Origin of the sequence: Leisingera coralii, from assembly GCF_049056525.1 — a bacterium.
GTDB lineage: Bacteria > Pseudomonadota > Alphaproteobacteria > Rhodobacterales > Rhodobacteraceae > Leisingera > Leisingera coralii.
The window spans coordinates 47,823-64,608 of record NZ_JBHUPT010000001.1; the positions used below are offsets into that span (position 1 = coordinate 47,823).

Here is a 16,786-nt window from a genome sequence, read left to right on the forward strand (position 1 = left end):
ACAAGAACAGGAGAGAGACGATGTATACCGTCACCGGCATCCCGCTGACCCGCACCTTCCGGGTGCTCTGGGCGCTAGAAGAGCTTGGGCAGCCTTACGAGCTCAACCAGCACGGCCCCCGCAGCCCGGAAGTTCAGGCGCTGAATGTCTCGGGCAAGGTGCCGGTGCTGCAGGTGGAGGGCGAGGTCATCACCGATTCGACCGCCATCCTCACCTATCTGGCTGACAAGCACGGCGCGCTGACCGCGCCTGCCGGGACAGTGGCCCGCGCCAAGCAGGACGCGATCACCCATCTGCTGCTGGACGAGATCGACGCCGTCCTGTGGGCTGCGGCCCGCCACAGCTTCATCCTGCCCGAAGAGCAGCGGGTGCCGGAGGTGAAAGGCAGCCTGAAATGGGAATTTGGCCACAATCTGGCGCGTCTCGAAAGCAAGATGGCCGGCCCCTTCCTGATGGGGGAAGAGTTCACCATTGCTGATATCATTTGTACCCATTGCCTGAACTGGGCCCGCAGTGCAAAGTTCCCGGTCGAGGGCGAGAAAATTCAGGATTACGGCAAGCGGATGCGGGAACGCCCGGCTTATCAGCGGGTTGCAGAACTCGCCAAGTAATCCGCCGCCGCCCGCCCGGCCCAGCGCCCGGTGGCAAGGCAGGCCGTCAGTAGATAGCCGCCCGTCGGCGCTTCCCAATCCAGCATTTCCCCGGCGCAGAACGTTCCGGGGAGCTGTTTCAGCATCAGGTCTGCATTCAGCGCATCCCGGCAGACGCCGCCTGCGGTGGAGATCGCCTCATCCATCGGGCGCAGCCCCGCGTGGTTCACCGGCAGCGCCTTGATCAGCTGCGCCAGGGCCTGCGCATCCTGCGGCAGCGGGCGTCCGAATTCCTGCAACACCGCCGTCCGCGCAGGGCCCAGTTTCAGCACCTTTCGCAGATGGTTGGAAAAACTCGCCTTGCCGCGCGGACGCGACAGGCGGCGGGCAATCTCCGCCGCCTCAAGGTCCGGCAGCAGGTCCATGTGCAAAACGGCTCCATCCCGTACCGCCGCACAAACAGTATAGATGCCGCCGCCCTCAAGCCCGCGTTCCGAAATGACCGCTTCTCCGCGCGTCGCCAGGCTGCCAGCGTGCAGCGCAATGCCCTTCAATGGTTGCCCGAACTGAGGCGCCATATGATCGGACCATTCCACCAGCAGACCCGCATTGGCCGGCTGGAATGGCGAGAGGTCCAAACCCCTTTCACGTAAAAACGGCGCCCAGGCCCCGTCGGAACCCAGCCGCGCCCAGCTGGCGCCGCCCAGCGCCAGAACCACGGCCCCGGCCTCAATCCGCTGCGGCCCTTCGGGTTTATCAAACGCAAGCGCCGCGCCTTCCCAGCCGGTCCAGCGCCAGCGGGTGCGGATCTGAACTCCGTACCCATCCAGCCGCGCCAGCCAGGCGCGCAGCAGCGGCGAGGCCTTCATCACCGTGGGGAACACCCGGCCTGTCGAGCCGGTGAACAACTCACTCCCCAACCCCCGTGCCCAGTCCTGCACGGCCTGTGCATCAAAGGCGCGGATCATCGGGGCCAGCCAATCCGCCGCCCCGCCATAGTGCGTGATCAGCTGCTCAAACGGTTCATCCTTGGTCAGATTCAGGCCGGACTTGCCCGCCATCAGGAACTTGCGCGCCACCGATGGCTTGGCCTCAATCACCAGCACCCGGTGCCCGGCACGGCCCAGCTCCTCCGCGGCCATCAGCCCGGCAGGCCCGGCACCGATCACCACTGCGTCCCAAGTTTCCGTCATGCCATCCCCTTGCCAGCGCCTGCCGCCAGCGTTTCTATTCACCGCACGAAACCGCAAGAGGCCCGCACATGTCCGATCCGGTCTGCCCGCTTTGCGGCCGTCCCATTCCGGACGGCGCCCCGCAAAGCCTGCACCATCTGATCCCAAAACTGAAAGGAGGCAAGGGCGGGCCGACCGTGCTGCTGCATGACATCTGCCACCGCGAGATCCACGCAACGCTGACCGAGGCGGAACTGGCCCGCGAATACAGCACCCCTGAGGCGCTGAAAACGCACCCGCGGCTGGCCAAGTTCATTGCCTGGGTGCAGAAACGCCCGCCGGAGTTCCGCTCCCGCGTGCCCGGCAAGCGGCGCAAGCGTTAGCTGATCTCCAGCCCCAGGAAGGCCGGGCTGTCGCGCAGGTCCGCCCCGGCAACATGCTGGAATTCCAGCGTCGTGTACGGGCGCTGCCACAACCATTTACGGTTCGCTACGGCCTGCAAGTCCGGATCCGGTGGGGTTTCGTCCGTATAGGCCAGGAAATGCAGGTCAAAACCGAACTCCGCCACATCCTGAACCGACAGCAGCGACATGTCGGCGCGCATGGCAAGCTCCGCCGCGATGTCGCCGGTGCGCAAGGTGATCTGCCCCAGATGCGCCCCGCCGCCCAGCGGCAGCGCTGGATCGCCTGTCCCATCCGGCCGGTCGCCCTGGAAGTCATGCTGCAGCAGTTCGATGGCAAAACCTTCGGGGTCGTGCAGATGCGCCATATAGCCGATGTCGCGGAACTGGTGCGGGGCAGAGATTTCCACGCCCTTCTGCCGCAGCTGTTCGCAAGCGATGTCCAGGTTGGGCAGGCAGATACCGATCTTCCAATAGCGCTCGTCCCGTGAGTGCTGAACCAGGCGGCCGCCCGGCTGCAGGACAAGATCTGCGTCCTGCCCTGCATAGCCTGCACGCCAGGTCCCGTCATCGGACCGCACTTCCATCCCCAGCACATCCGAATAGAACCGGGCGAGCCGTTCGGGATCTTCCACCTGCAGCTGCACACCGGACAGCCGCTTCACCGGCACATCCTCAGGATCCCGGCGGCGATCTCCGGCTTGGCCGCCAGTGCATGCGCCAGCAGTTCCTGTGCGGTGCCCATCAGCTCCTCCGGCTCCACGATACGGTCCACGAGACCGTAATCATAGGCCTCCTGCGCGGTGATCTTCTGCCCCGCCGCCAGGATCATCTTGGTGCGTGCAGGCCCGATCAGCGCCGCCATGCGGCCAGCGTCCGAGGGCTGCGGCAGGTAACCGAGCTTCATCACCGGATAGAAGAACTTGGCAGACGGCACCGCAATGCGGATATCGCAGGCCAGTACCATGCCGTTGGCTCCGCCCGCCAAGGTGCCGTTGAGAGCAGCCACTTTGAGGCAGGGAACAGCAGCCATTGCCGCCGACAGCCGCTCCCACACAGGTGAGGTCGCCAGCCCCGCCCGCGCCTCGTCCAGATCGGCACCGGCGCTGAAGACCTTGCCGGTCCCGGTCAGGATCAGCCCGCGTGCCTCCTGCGCACGTTCGGCGATCTCTGCCAGCTCGGTCAGCATCGCCTCAGTCAGCGAATTGGCCTTGTCCGGACGGTTGATCGTGATGGTCCACAGACCATTGTCCGCAATATCCAGCCCGATCATGCCAGCCCGACCCGCTGACGGATGCTGTCCTCGCGCAGGGAGACTTCCGCGCCAACATAATCGTCCGCGTCGGCCGTGCACATCCACAAGAGCGTCCGCGCGGGCCATTCGGCGGGGATGTGGTCTTCCCACTCCAGCTCGCTCACCGGGTTGATGCCGCTGGCCTTGATCTCCCGCTGCATCTGGGTTGCCACCGTGCCCGGCGACAAGCCCATGGCGCGGATACCGTTGCCGCGCTCCTCCAGGTCCAGCGCGCTGGTCAGCATCGCCGCCCCCGCCTTGGAGGTGCAATAGGCGCTCCAGCCCTCCAGCGGCCGGTGCGCCGCGCCGGAGCTGACGGTGATGATGGTGCCGCCGCCCGCGGGTTTCATCAGCGGCAGCGCCGCCCGCATCCCGTTAAAAACGCCTTTGACGTTGATATCGATCAGCTTACCCCAGTCTTCAGGCTGCGCCTCTTCAAGCCGGGCAATCGGCTCGATCACCCCGGCATTGTTGATCAGGACATCCAGGCTGCCGAATTTCCGGTGCGCCTCGGACAGCGCCGCCTCGACCGCGGCATAGTCAGCCACGTCACAGGCAAAGGTCAGCACGTTTCCGCCAATCTCCGCCGCCAGTTCCTGCAGCGCCTCCCCGCTCCTCGCCAGCAAGGCCAGGTTGGCCCCGGCAGCAGCAAACACCCGGGCTGCATCCGCGCCAATGCCGCGGCTGGCCCCTGTAATTGCAACTGTTTTTCCATTGAAATCCATCCGCTGTCCCTCCAATTGGCTGCTGACCCAAGTGGTAAAGCGGTTACGGGGAACGGTCCAGCCCAAGGCCCCCTTGACGGCACCGCCCGCCGGGCCGACGATGATTTCAATTATCTCACAGAGAAAGGTTCTCTAATGTCCCGATTTTTTGCGCGCGGCGGTGCCGCAGCGGCAATTTTGGTTGTTTCAGCCCAGGGCGCCCTGGCCGATCTCAGCGCTCAGGATGTCTGGGCCGACTGGAAGGCCTATCTGACCAGCACCGGCTATACCGTGTCCGGCACTGAATCTGTTTCCGGCAGCACCCTGACCGTCTCCGATGTATCGATGGTCATGCCGATCCCCGAAGAGGACGGCTCCGGTACCGTGAGCTTCCCGGAAATCCAGTTCGTGGAAAACGGCGATGGCACCGTCAACGTGCTGCTGCCCGCGGAATTTCCGATGGGGTTTGAGTTCTCGGGCGACGGCGAGACTTTCTCGGGCAAGCTGATCTACGCCCATGACGGCACCCCGATGAAGGTGGCCGGCGATGCCGAAAGCATGAGCTATGATTACCGCTCCTCCAAGGTCACCATGACACTGGATGAGCTGACCGCCGATGGCGAGGCCGTGCCGGAGGGCGTGGCGAGTGTGCTGGTCACCCTGAACGACGTGACCACCAAAACCGATATGACGATCGCGGACTCGCGCAGCTACAAACAGTCGCTCTCCGCCTCCAGCCTCAGCTACGACATGGGTTTCAACGACCCGGAGAGCAACGGCACCGGCTCCTTCAAGGGCGCGCTGCAGGGGCTCAGCTTCAAGGGCACCAGCACGGTTCCCTCCGGCCTCGAAGGCCCCGACATGGCAGCGCTGCTGGAAGCCGGTTTTGCCTTTGACGGCACCTTTACCTTCACCGGCGGCAACGGGTCCATTTCCGGCGTCGACGGCAGCGAAAGCTTTGCCATGGAGAGCAGCTCCCAGGGCGGCTCGATCGCCGTGGCGATGGACAAGCAGCACCTGACCTATGACGTGTCGCAGACCGGCACCAACGTGAACATCACCGGGTCCGAGATCCCCTTCCCGCTGGCGCTCAGCATGGCGGAGACCGGGTTCAAGCTGATGATGCCGCTTGCCAAGTCCGAGGAAGAGCAGGATTTCGCCCTGGGCGTTACCCTGCGCGACTTTGCGGTTCCGGAAATGCTGTGGGGCATGGTCGATCCGACCGGCCAGCTGCCGCACGATCCGGCCACCGTGGTTCTGGATCTGGTCGGCAAGGGCAAGGTGCTGTTCGACATGTTCGACCCGGAAGCAATGGAATCGGTGGAAGCAGGCGAGGCCCAGCCCGGCGAACTGAACGCGCTGACCGTGAAGCAGCTGCAGGTCTCCGCTGCCGGCGCCGAGCTGACCGGCACCGGCGATTTCACCTTCAACAACGAGGACCTGACCAGCTTTGACGGCATGCCGGCCCCCTCGGGTGAGGCCAACCTCAAGCTGACCGGCGCCAACACCTTGATCGACAAGCTGATCCAGATGGGCCTGATGTCTGACAACGACGCCATGGGCGCGCGGATGATGATGGGCATGCTGGCAGTGCCGGGCGAGGGTGAGGACACCCTGACTTCGAAGATCGAAATCTCCGAGGACGGCCAGATCCACGCCAACGGCCAGCGTATCAAATAACCGTCAATTCCCTGACGCGTTACTTAAGGGGGCTGCCATGCGCGGCCCCTTTTTTGCAGCCCGCACTTGCGGCAAGCCGCCTCACTGGATAGCTCTTTTATAGAGCAGAACAGAAGGTGCCCATGACCCAGTCCCCCGAAGCGCTTTGCCACGCCCTGATCGATGCCGCCCGCAAGGCTGGCGCGGATGCCGCTGATGCCATGGCTGCCGAGGGCAGCTCCCTCAGCATCGAAGTGCGCGAGGGCAAGCTGGAGCACGCGGAACGCTCCGAGGGCACGGACCTGGGCCTGCGGGTGTTTGTGGGCAAGCGGCAGGCGCTGGTGTCGTCGTCGGACATGCGCCCGGAAACCATTGCCGCGATGGCCGAACGCGCCGTGGCGATGGCCAAGGAAGCGCCTGAGGATCCCTATGCCGGCCTCGCAGATCCGTCGCAGCTGGCCCAAAACTGGGACCTGGCCGCGCTGGAGCTGGAAGACCCCAGCGGCGAGCCGGAACCGGCTGCGCTGCAGGCGGATGCCCTGGCCGCCGAGGCCGCCTGCCAGGAAATCGGCGGCATCACCCAAGTGCAGTCCGCCGCCGCGGGCTATGGCCGTCACGCGGTTCATATGGCTGCCACCAACGGTTTTTCCGGCGGCTACCAGCGCACCGGCCGGTCGCTGTCCTGCACCGGGATCGCGGGCACCGGCACCGGCATGGAGCGGGACCACGATGGCGACTCGCGCACCTTCCAGGCCGATCTGCGCAGCGCTCAGGACATCGGCCAGACCGCAGGCGAACGGGCCGTTGCCCGGCTGGGGGCGCGCAAGCCCAAGACCGGCAGCTTCCCGGTGCTGTTTGACGAACGCATCTCCTCCTCGCTGATCGGGCATCTGCTGTCTGCCGCCAATGGCGCTGCAATTGCCCGCGGCTCCTCCTGGCTGAAGGATTCGCTGGGTCAGCAGGTGCTGCCCGAAACGCTCTCGGTCATCGAGGACCCGCACCGCCCGCGCATTTCCGGCTCCCGCCCCTTTGACGGCGAGGGGCTGCCGACCCGCCGCCGCACCGTGGTGGACAACGGTATGCTGACCGGCTGGACACTGGACCTTGCCTCCGCACGCAAGCTGGGGCTGGAAAGCACCGGCAACGCCGCCCGCGGCATCGGCGGGGTGCCCTCACCCTCGACCTGGAACATCGCGCTGACCCAGGGCGAGGCCAGCCGCGAAGACCTGATCGCACAGATGGGCACCGGCCTGCTGGTCACCTCGATGATCGGCTCCACCATCAATCCGAACACCGGCGACTATTCCCGCGGCGCATCCGGCTTCTGGGTGGAAAACGGCGAAATCGCCTATCCGGTGAACGAATGCACCATCGCGGGCAACCTGCACGACATGCTGCGCCGTATCGTGCCCGCCAATGACGCGCGACAGCACCTGTCCACCGTGGTGCCGTCGCTGCTGGTCGAGGGGATGACACTTGCCGGCAACTGACCTTTCCCTGCTTGTAAAAGCGGCGGAACTGGCCGGAGACATCGCATGCCGCTTCACAGGTCCCGAAGCCAAAAGCTGGGACAAGCCGGGCGGTGCAGGCCCGGTGACCGAAGCAGACCTGGCCGTGAATGCGATGCTCGAAGACATGCTGCAAAAGGCGCGGCCCGGTTACGGCTGGCTGTCGGAGGAAACCGAGGACAGCGCCGCGCGGCTGTCGCGGGAGCGGGTGTTCATCATCGACCCGATCGACGGCACCCGCAGCTTTGCCGAAGGCTCCCGCACCTGGGCGCATTCCATCGCCGTCGCGGAAAACGGCGTGGTGACGGCGGCGGTGATCTACCTGCCGCAGCGGGATCTGATGTACACCGCCGCCAAGGGCCGCGGCGCCGCCTGCAATGGTGTCCCGATTCAGGTCTCTACCGCTTCGGATCTGACAAACACCGAAGTGCTGGCCGCCAAGCCCAACCTGCAAGCGCATCACTGGCTGGGCGGTACCCCGCCCGCGTTCATCCGCAGCTACCGCCCGTCGCTGGCCTACCGCCTGGCCAAAGTCGCGGATGGCAGGTTCGGTGCCATGCTGACGCTCCGGCCCAGCTGGGAATGGGACATTGCCGCAGGCGACCTGCTGCTGCGGGAGGCCGGCGGCACCATCACCGACAGGGCCGGAAACCCCTTGCGCTTCAACAATCCGCACCCGCGCCTGAACGGGGTGGTTGCCGGCGGCAGCGCCCTGCACCGGACGCTGCTGAGCGCGCTGGACCCGGACAGCCCCGGCATCGCTGGACATTGATCTTGCCCGGCCTTATGCGGCGATAGCAGCCGCGGCTGCAGAAGATACAAGTTTTTCACAGACAAACCCGCATGTTGCCGATACCTTGGGCCGGAAATTTCAGATCGAACCAGATGCAACGGCGAACCACAGCTCCCAGCCGCCAATCCGTGCTGCAGCCCCGTCCCAAGGGCGAGCTGCTGTGGGTGCATGCAACAACGCCTGAGCGCTACCTGGCTCTGTGCGACATCGGCCGCCGCCTCAAGAACCTGCGCCCGGACCTGTCGGTGCTCGCCAGCTGGGAACCGGACCTGCGGCTGACCGGCACTGTCGGCTGCGATATTCCCGTCGGTCCGCTGGCGGAAGACACCCTGGCGGAAGCGCGGGACTTTCTCAATCACTGGCAGCCGGATGCCTGTATCTGGACCGGCACTCCCGCCCGGCGGGTGATGCTGCGGCAGCTGCGCGAGCGGGGCACCGGGGTGCTGCTGGCCGACCTGCTGGAAGATGAAGTCCCGAACCGGGCCAGCCGCTGGCTGCCGGACCACCGGAGGCGGCTGCTGGATGGGCTTACCTGCATCATGACCCCGTCCAAGGCGGTTCAGGCGCGGCTGATCCGCGCGGGCTTCCCGGCAGAACGGGTGGAGATGGCCGGCAAGCTGCGGGTTTCGGCAATTCCCCCGGGCTGCAATGACGATGAACTGGCTGCCATGCAGCAGACCCTGGGCAGCCGCCCGGTGTGGCTGGCGGCCCATATCAAACTCAGCGAGCTGCCCGGCATCCTGGAGGCCCATCGGGGCGCGCTGCGGCTGCTGCACCGGCTTTTGCTGGTGATTGCGCTGGATGACTATGCGGACCTGGACGCCGCCCGCGGCCTGCTCCAGGACAGCGGGCTGTCCTTTGCCGATTGGGAAACCGGGGGCGAGCCGGAGGATTTCACCCAAGTGCTGCTGACCGGCGGCGAGGATCTGGGCCTCTGGTACCGGCTGTCCCCGGTTGCGTTTATTGCCAGCAGCCTGGATCCCGCGGCCCAGGGCCAATCCCCCTTGGATGCCGCCGCCTTGGGGTCGGCCCTGCTGCACGGGCCTGGCATCCATGCACACCGCGACCTGTACGAGCGCCTGGCTAAGGCCGGTGCTGCCCAGGTCGCACGCACGCAGGCGGAAATGACCGACGCTGTGGTCGCGATGTCGGCTCCGGACAAGGCGGCTGAAATGGCCCTGGCCGGCTGGCAAAGCGTGACCGAAAGCGCGGCCACAACCGACACACTTCTGGAAAAGGTCCAGGATCTGCTGGACCGGCGCGAGGATTCCCATGCGGGCACCTGATTTCTGGCACAAGCCGCCGGGCGAATTCGATCTGCGGGCGGTCTTGCTTGCGCCGCTCGGCTGGGCCTATGCCCGCGCCACGGCTTCACGGGTCGCCAAGGGCAGCCCCGCCGCACCCGGCGTGCCGGTGATCTGCGTCGGCAATCTGAACGCCGGCGGCACCGGCAAGACGCCCACGGTGATCTGGCTGCTGGACACCCTGCGCAGCCAGGGGCATGAGCCGCATGTGGTGACCCGCGGCTACGGCGGCACGCTGGAAGGGCCGGTGCAGGTGTTTCCCGGCAAGCATGAGGCCGCGCAGACGGGCGATGAGCCGCTGCTGCTGGCCGCCTTTGGCGAAGTCTGGGTTGCCAAGGACCGCGCTGCAGGCGCCCGTGCCGCCGCCGCAGCGGGGGCCACGGTCATCATTCTGGATGACGGCTTTCAAAACCCGTCCGTGGCCAAGGACCTGTCGCTGATCGTGGTGGATGCACAGCATGGGTTCGGCAACGGCCGCTGCCTGCCGGCCGGTCCCTTGCGTGAGCCGGTGGCAACCGGATTGAAACGCGCCGACGTTGTGCTCTCAATTGGCGCAGAAGCTGCACAGAAGGCATTTGCCGCCGCTTGGGGCAGCCAGCTGCAGGGCCTGCCGCATTTCACCGGCGCGCTGGAGCCTTTGCAAACCGGAATGCCCTGGAACGGCACCCGCGTGCTGGCCTTCGCCGGCATCGGCCATCCGCAGAAGTTTTTCAACACCCTGCGCAGCCTCGGGGCTGATATCGCCCGGGCTGAAGCGCTGGATGATCATCAGCCGCTGACCCCGGCGCTGCTGAACCGGCTGGAGAATGAGGCCAAGCTGCGAGGCGCCCAGCTGGTCACCACCGAAAAGGATGCCGTCCGCCTGCCCGACAGCTTCCGCCGCAAGGTTATCACCCTGCCGGTTAGACTGCAGGTCGCCGGGGAGGACACTTTGAAAGACATGCTGAAGAAAGTTGCGCCCGCGCCCTGACTGCCCGCCCCGGGGCGCACATCAGCCCCCTAGAAAGGCAAAAGCCCGGGCACATGGCCCGGGCTTTCAATCTTTGCGGTGAAGCTTGTTCTCAGCCTTCCAGCTCAGCGTCGAGCAGCTTCTTGAACTCTTCATACGACTGGTTCGAGATCTTCTCGCCGTTCAGGATGAAGGACGGGGTCGATTCGATCCCGTGTTCGGTGGCGTTCTCCTGGTACCAGGTCACCAGGGTTTGCGCCTTGGCGCCATCCTGCAGGCAGGCTTCCAGCTGCTCGTTCTCCAGCCCCGCAAGGCGGCCGATCTTGCGCAGCTCATCAACGATCTCCGATGCTCCGCCGGCCCGCGCCCACTCCGACTGGCCCTTGTAGATCAGGTCGGAAATGCCAAAGAACTTCTCCGGCCCGTTGCAACGCGCAATCATCGACGCCCACAGCCCGTAGCGGTCGAAATAGACCTCCCGGTAGATGAACTTCACCTTGCCGGTGTCGATATAGTCTTCCTTCAGCTGCTTGAAGACCGTGTTGTGGAAATTGGCGCAATGCGGGCAGGTATAAGACGCGTATTCGATCAGCGTGACCGGCGCATCCTCCGCCCCAAGGGTCATCTCGGTGACGGTCGAGGTGTCCACTTCGGCCTCTTGCGCAAAGGCGGCGCCGACCATCGGGTTTTCCGGCAGATTGCTCTGGCTGTTGAAACCGGACAGGGCATAACCGCCCGCAACCACCGCAACAGCGGCAAACACACCTGACATGAGACGGGTCATTTGAACCCCTTTCCTTGCGTTTTCTGTTTTGTCAGCACATTGCGCCCCAGGCGTTCCAGGGCGGCGCGCAGATCGTCGTTTTGCACCCCTTCGGCTGCCTTGCTGGCCTCCGCAGCATCCTGCGGGTCCGGCTGCAGCGGCGCTTGCACCTTGGGGGCATATTTGAATTCCACGCGGCCGTCGGAAAATCCCGTCGGTGCCGTTTGCGTGATCCGCACCTTGGAGATGGCGTTGAAGCCGTAGACCGCATTCACCCTCTCGCGCAGGCGCTCCTTCTGCATCTCCAGCATCGGCGCATTGGCCCCGGTCGTCAGCACTGTCAGCGTGGCGCCAAAGGAACCGCGGCCGTAACCAACGTTCACAGGCCGCGCCATGGCGGCAATGTCCGGGCCTGCGATCTCTTCCCAATGGGTCAGCAGCCGGGACACCGCGAATCCCCGGCTTTCCCCCGCCTTGCGGATCTGCTCGTTGAGGAGCTTGGAGGTTCGTGCGAACCCGCGTGTGGTGCTGCGCCTGAATGCCATGATCTAGCTTTTGCTCGACTGCGTACCCTATTGTAAAGAGCCCGGGTACAGGCGCCAGCCCAACCGCAAGCCAAGGAATAACGAATGCGTGACTTGAACAGCAATGCAGGGGTGATGAGCGGAGAGCTGCTGGCCTGGTACGATGTGCATGCCCGCGAAATGCCCTGGCGCGTCAGCCCGGCAGAGCGCGCGGCCGGCATTCGCCCCGACCCTTACAAGGTCTGGCTCAGCGAGGTGATGCTGCAGCAGACCACCGTGGCCGCGGTGCGGGAGTATTTCCTGCGCTTCACCAGCCGCTGGCCGACGGTGCTGGATCTGGCCGCGGCAGAGGACGCCGACGTGATGAGCGAATGGGCGGGCCTCGGCTATTACGCCCGCGCCCGCAACCTGCTGAAATGCGCCCGAGCGGTGGCCAGTGAGCTAGAGGGTATTTTCCCGGACCGTTATGAGGGGTTGCTCAAGCTGCCCGGTATCGGCCCCTATACCGCCGCCGCCATCGCCTCGATCGCCTTTGACCGGCCCGAGACCGTGCTGGACGGCAATGTCGAACGGGTTATGGCCCGGCTGCATGACATCCACGATCCCCTGCCTGACGTGAAACCCGTCCTCAAGGAGCGCGCAGCGGAGCTGACTCCGGCCCAGCGGCCCGGCGATTATGCTCAGGCGGTGATGGATCTGGGGGCCACCATATGCACCCCCCGCAGCCCGGTCTGCGGCATCTGCCCCTGGCGCACACCCTGCGCGGCGCGGGTCGCGGGCACCGCCGCCGAGCTGCCCAAGAAAGCACCCAAAAAGCCAAAACCCACCAGGTACGGCATCGTTTACCTGGCCAAGTCCGCGGAGGGCACCTGGCTGCTGGAACGGCGCCCGGACAAGGGGCTGCTGGGCGGCATGCTGGGCTGGCCCGGATCGGAGTGGAATGAGGCACCTGCCCCCAATCCCCCTTTTGCAGCGGACTGGCAGGATCTGGGCGGCGAGGTGCGCCACACCTTCACCCATTTCCACCTGATCCTGCAGGTGATGACGGCGGAACTGCCCGAAGGGTTCAACCCTGGCCCCGCGCAAGAACTCATCCCGCGGCACGGGTTCCGCCCCTCCAGCCTGCCCACGGTGATGCGCAAAGCCTTCGATCTGCACAAGGGGAGCTAGGTCACGCTGCGCCCCTCTTGGGTTTTCAGATCTTTGCGCCTAGGGTCGGCCAAGACGCGCGCTGACTGATTGGGAGACACTGGCATGATTGCCCCCGAAACCCTTGCCCGCTGGCAAAGCGCCCTGCCGTTCTGGATGTCCTTTCTGCTGCTGCCGCTGGTCTGGATTGCCGCTCTGCAGGGCGGCTGGGCGCTGCTGCTGCCGCCGCTGGTGACCTGGCATCTGTTTGCGGTGCTGGACGGAATGTTCGGGCTCAATCTGGAAGACGCCGACCCCGAAACGCCGGACAGCGACTTGAAATGGTACAAGGCGCTGACCGCGGCCTGGGTGCCGCTGCAATTCATAACGCTGTTCGGGCTGATCTGGTACGTGAGCGACGCCGAGCACCTGAACGGTTTCGAGAAATTCGCCGCGTTCTTTGGCGTTGGCGTGGTGACCGGCGCCGTCGGCATCACCTACAGTCACGAGCTGATGCACCAGTCCAGCCGGGTTGAGCGCTGGCTGGGGGATATCCTTCTGGCAATGGTGCTCTACTCCCATTTCCGGTCCGAGCACCTGCTGGTGCATCACCGCTATGTCGGCACCCCGCGGGATCCGGTCACCGCGCGCTACAACGAAGGCTTCCACCGCTTCTATCCGCGGGTGCTGCGGCAATGCTGGCACTCTGCCTTCCGCGCCGAAAAGGAGAAGCTGGCGAAAAAGAACCGCCCCTGGACCGACCGCTCCAATCCGTTCTTCCGCTATTGGGCACTGCAGGCGGCCATGGTGCTGCTGGCGCTGCTGCTGGGCGGCGTAAGCGGCGTGCTGTTGTTCCTGGTGCAGGCCGGCACCGCCATCTGGCAGCTCGAGGTGGTCAACTATGTCGAGCATTACGGGCTGACCCGCAAACACCTGGGCGACGGCAAGTATGAGCCCGTCCAGCCGCGGCACTCCTGGAATGCGGCGCACAAGGCGTCGAACTGGCTGCTGATCAATCTGCAGCGCCACTCCGATCACCATTACAAGCCGAACCGCCGCTTTCCGCTGCTGCAGAACTACACCGAGGCCGACGCGCCGCAGCTGCCTTATGGCTACCCGGTGATGACCATCGCCGCGATGATCCCGCCCCTGTGGCGGCGGGTGATGAACCCGCGGGTCCGCCGCTGGCGGCAGCGGTACTATCCCGAAATCACCGACTGGCACGCCTATAACAAGGCGCAGAACCCGCAGCCAAGGTAAGGCTCAGTCCCAGGCCAGCACGGTCATCGGCTCATCCAGCCCGCGCACCTCTTGCCCGGGGTGCCGGGTGCAGCCCTCCAGCAGGTCCAGCCCCGCCTGTTCCGCCTTGACCTGCTCCGCCATCGTTTCGCTGATCACGATCCTGGCCTGCAGCTTGCGGGTCAGGCTCTCCAGCCGTGCGGCAACATTCACCGTCATGCCGATCACTGCGTATTCCAGGCGGTTGGCACCGATGTCGCCCAGCAGCGCCTCGCCGTAGTGTATACCGATCCCGGCCCGGATCTCGGGCTTGCCCTGTTTCGCGCGCTCCCGGTTCCATTGCTCCAGCGACGCCCGCATGGCATGGGCACAGGCCAGCGCATTGCCGGCATCCTGCTGACCCGCTACCGGCGTGCCGAAAGTCGCCATCAGCCCGTCGCCCAGGTATTTGTCCAGCGTGCCGTGATGGCGGAACACCTCGCGCTCCATCCGGCCGTGAAATTCCCGCAGCAAGTCAATCACCGCCCGCGGGTCCAGCCCCGCCGACAGCCGGGTAAAGCCGACGATATCGATGAACAGCACCGCCACGTTCTGGCTGCGGACCTGTTTCAGCGGCTCGTCGTTCTGCGACAGCTGCTCGACCACATTGGGCGAGAAGTAGCGCGACAGGTTGGCCCGCTCCCGGGTCAGGCTGGCATTGCTCCTCAGCAGCCCGTTGAACCGGCGCACCGAGAACCCCAGCGTCACCGCCACCAGCACAAAGACCACCGCCTCCTGCACCCGCAACTGGACCACGAAACTGTTGGGGTCGAAAAACTGTGCCAGCTTCGGACTGAAGCCAAGGGCCGCGTTCACCGCTTCCGAAACGCCCGGAACCGGGCTGGAGAACCACCAGGCAAGGGCCAGCGCGCTCAGCCACATCGCTGCCGTCCATGTGCCGATAGCAATCACCGTGCGCCAGGAATACGCCATGGTGCCAGCCGCAAGGATGACAAAGAAATACTGAAAGTTGTCGAACCGGTACTGCATGGCCACCGGCAGGCCGCGGCTGTCAAACGGATTGGGAGCGACCATCCCGTAGGTCATGATGAGGAGGTCGAGGAAGATCAGGAACAGCTCCAGACGCGACCTGCCGACCTTGCCCGCCCGGCTGATAAACCAGCCATTGAGGCACAACAGCGCAAGAATGCCGTGGTAATAGAGCACGCTCCAGACCGGGTTCAGGAAAACGATGAAGACCGCGATGATGGGCAGCGCGATCCAGCGCGCCCGCACCGCAAGCTGCAGCCCGCGCCGCTTGTGCTCATCCAGCGCCGCTTCCGCGAATCGGCTTTCCGCAGGCGAGACCTGCTGCAAGCTGCCGGTTTCCGCCGCCTTGGCGGCGCTGGTTCCAGACGCAAACGCGGTATCGGTCATCGGCTTTCCCTCCTGCCCGCTGGCTGCTGCAGCGCCGGCACTTCAGATAAATGCCCCGCAATGCACAGGGAATAGCGCATTGGACCGCACCGGCGCAAAAAACCCCGCCTTGGACAGGCGGGGCAAGGTGTGCGCCTGCGCAAAAGCACAGGCACCTGCAATAGACTGTTGTGTTCTGAAACCGTGACCGTCAGTTCTGCATCTCGGCCCGGATCTGCTGGCGCAGCACGTCGATCGGCACCGTCTTGCCGTCGCGCTTGAAGCACCAGTAGGTCCAGCCGTTGCAGGACGGCGCGTTTTCCAGATGCGCGCCCACCTGATGGATCGAGCCCTTGATGTTGTCGCCGATCAGCGTGCCGTCAGCACGCACCTTGGCCTTGTGGCGGCGGTTCATCGAGTAAAGCTCTTCGCCCGGGCGCAGCATGCCGCGCTCCACCAGCTGGCCGAACGGCACCCGCGGCGCCGCGCGTTTGCTGGCGGAAACCTCCAGCGCCTCGCGGTCGAACTTGCGCACCGCCTTGATCCGCTTCTCTGCCACCTTGCGGTAGGCTTCCTCACGCTCGATGCCGATGAATTCGCGCCCCAGCATCTTGGCCACCGCGCCGGTGGTGCCGGTGCCAAAGAACGGGTCCAGCACCACGTCGCCCGGGTTGGTCGCGCCAACCAGGATCCGGTGCAGCAGCGATTCCGGCTTCTGGGTCGGATGCGCCTTGTCGCCGTTCTCGTCCTTGATCCGCTCATGGCCGGTGCAGATCGGCAGCACCCAGTCGCTGCGCATCTGGATGCCTTCGTTCAGCGCCTTCAGCGCCTCATAGTTGAAGGTGTATTTCGCGCCTTCCGACTTCGATGCCCAGATCATCGTCTCATGCGCGTTGGTGAACCGCTTGCCGCGGAAGTTCGGCATCGGGTTCGACTTGCGCCAGATCACGTCGTTCAGCACCCAATAGCCTTCGTCCTGCAGCACGGCGCCGACACGGAAGATATTGTGGTACGAGCCGATCACCCAGATCGAGCCGTTCGGTTTCAGCACCCGGCGCGCCGCCTTCAGCCACTCGCGGGTGAACTGGTCATAGGCCTGGAAGCTGGAGAACTGGTCCCAGTGATCGTCCACGGCATCGACTTTGGAGTTGTCGGGACGGTGCAGCTGGCCTTTCAGCTGCAGGTTATACGGCGGATCCGCAAAGATCAGATCGACCGAATTGGCCGGCAGACTGTTCATTGCTTCGACGCAGTCCCCGCCAATAATCGTGTTTAAAGGGAGCGCTGCCGCGCCCTTTGTCATGGTTTTATTCATTGCTCTGCCTCATAACCGCGGCGCATTTTTGCGCTCATTAGGTTGTCC

Annotated in this window: 17 protein-coding genes; 9 read left to right on the forward strand and 8 right to left on the reverse strand. The window is 65.0% G+C overall.

Annotation, left to right across the window (positions count from 1 at the left end; all coding sequences use genetic code 11):
• The first annotated feature begins 20 nt into the window (after positions 1 to 20).
• Positions 21 to 611, forward strand: coding sequence for a glutathione S-transferase family protein (locus tag ACFMBG_RS00215; protein ID WP_421052725.1), 591 nt, complete (start codon positions 21 to 23; stop codon positions 609 to 611).
• Here the strand turns inward: ACFMBG_RS00215 and ACFMBG_RS00220 are convergent.
• Positions 584 to 1,783, reverse strand: a complete 1,200-nt coding sequence (locus ACFMBG_RS00220) for a TIGR03862 family flavoprotein (protein ID WP_421052726.1) — start codon at positions 1,781 to 1,783, stop codon at positions 584 to 586. The two genes, ACFMBG_RS00215 and ACFMBG_RS00220, sit on opposite strands and share 28 nt — an antisense overlap.
• A 68-nt stretch (positions 1,784 to 1,851) precedes the next feature.
• On the opposite strand from ACFMBG_RS00220, the gene ACFMBG_RS00225 reads away from it, so the two are divergent.
• On the forward strand, positions 1,852 to 2,145 hold the full coding sequence (locus ACFMBG_RS00225; RefSeq protein ID WP_421052727.1) for an HNH endonuclease: 294 nt from the start codon (positions 1,852 to 1,854) through the stop codon (positions 2,143 to 2,145).
• On the opposite strand, the gene ACFMBG_RS00230 is transcribed toward ACFMBG_RS00225, so the two are convergent.
• The 3 genes from ACFMBG_RS00230 to ACFMBG_RS00240 are packed head-to-tail and all read right to left on the reverse strand — an operon-like array spanning position 2,142 to position 4,182.
• Positions 2,142 to 2,828 (reverse strand): VOC family protein, encoded by a 687-nt coding sequence (locus ACFMBG_RS00230; RefSeq protein WP_421052728.1) that lies wholly within the window; start codon positions 2,826 to 2,828, stop codon positions 2,142 to 2,144. The two genes, ACFMBG_RS00225 and ACFMBG_RS00230, sit on opposite strands and share 4 nt — an antisense overlap.
• Positions 2,825 to 3,436, reverse strand: a complete 612-nt coding sequence (locus ACFMBG_RS00235) for an enoyl-CoA hydratase/isomerase family protein (protein ID WP_421052729.1) — start codon at positions 3,434 to 3,436, stop codon at positions 2,825 to 2,827. Before ACFMBG_RS00235 ends, ACFMBG_RS00230 begins: the two co-directional genes overlap by 4 nt.
• Positions 3,433 to 4,182: an SDR family oxidoreductase gene (locus ACFMBG_RS00240; RefSeq protein WP_421052730.1), complete on the reverse strand. Its 750-nt coding sequence runs from the start codon at positions 4,180 to 4,182 to the stop codon at positions 3,433 to 3,435. The genes ACFMBG_RS00235 and ACFMBG_RS00240 overlap by 4 nt, the downstream gene beginning before the upstream one ends.
• A 135-nt stretch (positions 4,183 to 4,317) precedes the next feature.
• On the opposite strand from ACFMBG_RS00240, the gene ACFMBG_RS00245 reads away from it, so the two are divergent.
• From ACFMBG_RS00245 to lpxK, 5 genes are all read left to right on the forward strand, one after another.
• Positions 4,318 to 5,841 carry a DUF2125 domain-containing protein gene (locus ACFMBG_RS00245; protein ID WP_421052731.1) on the forward strand — a complete coding sequence of 508 codons (1,524 nt, stop codon included), beginning with the start codon at positions 4,318 to 4,320 and terminating at the stop codon, positions 5,839 to 5,841.
• A 122-nt stretch (positions 5,842 to 5,963) separates the two neighbouring features.
• Positions 5,964 to 7,310 (forward strand): TldD/PmbA family protein, encoded by a 1,347-nt coding sequence (locus ACFMBG_RS00250; RefSeq protein ID WP_421052732.1) that lies wholly within the window; start codon positions 5,964 to 5,966, stop codon positions 7,308 to 7,310.
• Positions 7,297 to 8,100, forward strand: a complete 804-nt coding sequence (locus ACFMBG_RS00255) for an inositol monophosphatase family protein (protein WP_421052733.1) — start codon at positions 7,297 to 7,299, stop codon at positions 8,098 to 8,100. Before ACFMBG_RS00250 ends, ACFMBG_RS00255 begins: the two co-directional genes overlap by 14 nt.
• A 113-nt stretch (positions 8,101 to 8,213) precedes the next feature.
• Entirely contained in the window at positions 8,214 to 9,407 is a 1,194-nt protein-coding gene (locus ACFMBG_RS00260; protein ID WP_421052734.1) for a 3-deoxy-D-manno-octulosonic acid transferase, read from the forward strand.
• Complete coding sequence (lpxK, locus tag ACFMBG_RS00265; RefSeq protein WP_421052735.1) at positions 9,394 to 10,395, forward strand: tetraacyldisaccharide 4'-kinase; 1,002 nt, start codon at positions 9,394 to 9,396, stop codon at positions 10,393 to 10,395. The genes ACFMBG_RS00260 and lpxK overlap by 14 nt, the downstream gene beginning before the upstream one ends.
• A gap of 91 nt (positions 10,396 to 10,486) precedes the next feature.
• On the opposite strand, the gene ACFMBG_RS00270 is transcribed toward lpxK, so the two are convergent.
• Positions 10,487 to 11,158, reverse strand: coding sequence for a DsbA family protein (locus ACFMBG_RS00270; RefSeq protein ID WP_421052736.1), 672 nt, complete (start codon positions 11,156 to 11,158; stop codon positions 10,487 to 10,489).
• On the reverse strand, positions 11,155 to 11,682 hold the full coding sequence (locus ACFMBG_RS00275; RefSeq protein WP_421052737.1) for a DUF721 domain-containing protein: 528 nt from the start codon (positions 11,680 to 11,682) through the stop codon (positions 11,155 to 11,157). The genes ACFMBG_RS00270 and ACFMBG_RS00275 overlap by 4 nt, the downstream gene beginning before the upstream one ends.
• Positions 11,683 to 11,766: 84 nt before the next feature.
• Here ACFMBG_RS00275 and mutY point away from each other — a divergent pair, with 84 nt between their 5' ends.
• Both mutY and ACFMBG_RS00285 read left to right on the forward strand, forming a co-directional pair.
• Positions 11,767 to 12,831 (forward strand): A/G-specific adenine glycosylase, encoded by a 1,065-nt coding sequence (gene mutY, locus ACFMBG_RS00280; RefSeq protein ID WP_421052738.1) that lies wholly within the window; start codon positions 11,767 to 11,769, stop codon positions 12,829 to 12,831.
• An 84-nt stretch (positions 12,832 to 12,915) separates the two neighbouring features.
• Positions 12,916 to 14,049: an alkane 1-monooxygenase gene (locus tag ACFMBG_RS00285; RefSeq protein WP_421052739.1), complete on the forward strand. Its 1,134-nt coding sequence runs from the start codon at positions 12,916 to 12,918 to the stop codon at positions 14,047 to 14,049.
• A gap of 3 nt (positions 14,050 to 14,052) precedes the next feature.
• Here ACFMBG_RS00285 and ACFMBG_RS00290 read toward each other — a convergent pair whose 3' ends face one another.
• Both ACFMBG_RS00290 and ACFMBG_RS00295 read right to left on the reverse strand, forming a co-directional pair.
• Entirely contained in the window at positions 14,053 to 15,444 is a 1,392-nt protein-coding gene (locus tag ACFMBG_RS00290) for an adenylate/guanylate cyclase domain-containing protein (RefSeq protein ID WP_421052740.1), read from the reverse strand.
• A 190-nt stretch (positions 15,445 to 15,634) separates the two neighbouring features.
• Positions 15,635 to 16,738: a site-specific DNA-methyltransferase gene (locus ACFMBG_RS00295; protein ID WP_027236023.1), complete on the reverse strand. Its 1,104-nt coding sequence runs from the start codon at positions 16,736 to 16,738 to the stop codon at positions 15,635 to 15,637.
• Positions 16,739 to 16,786 lie beyond the last annotated feature (48 nt).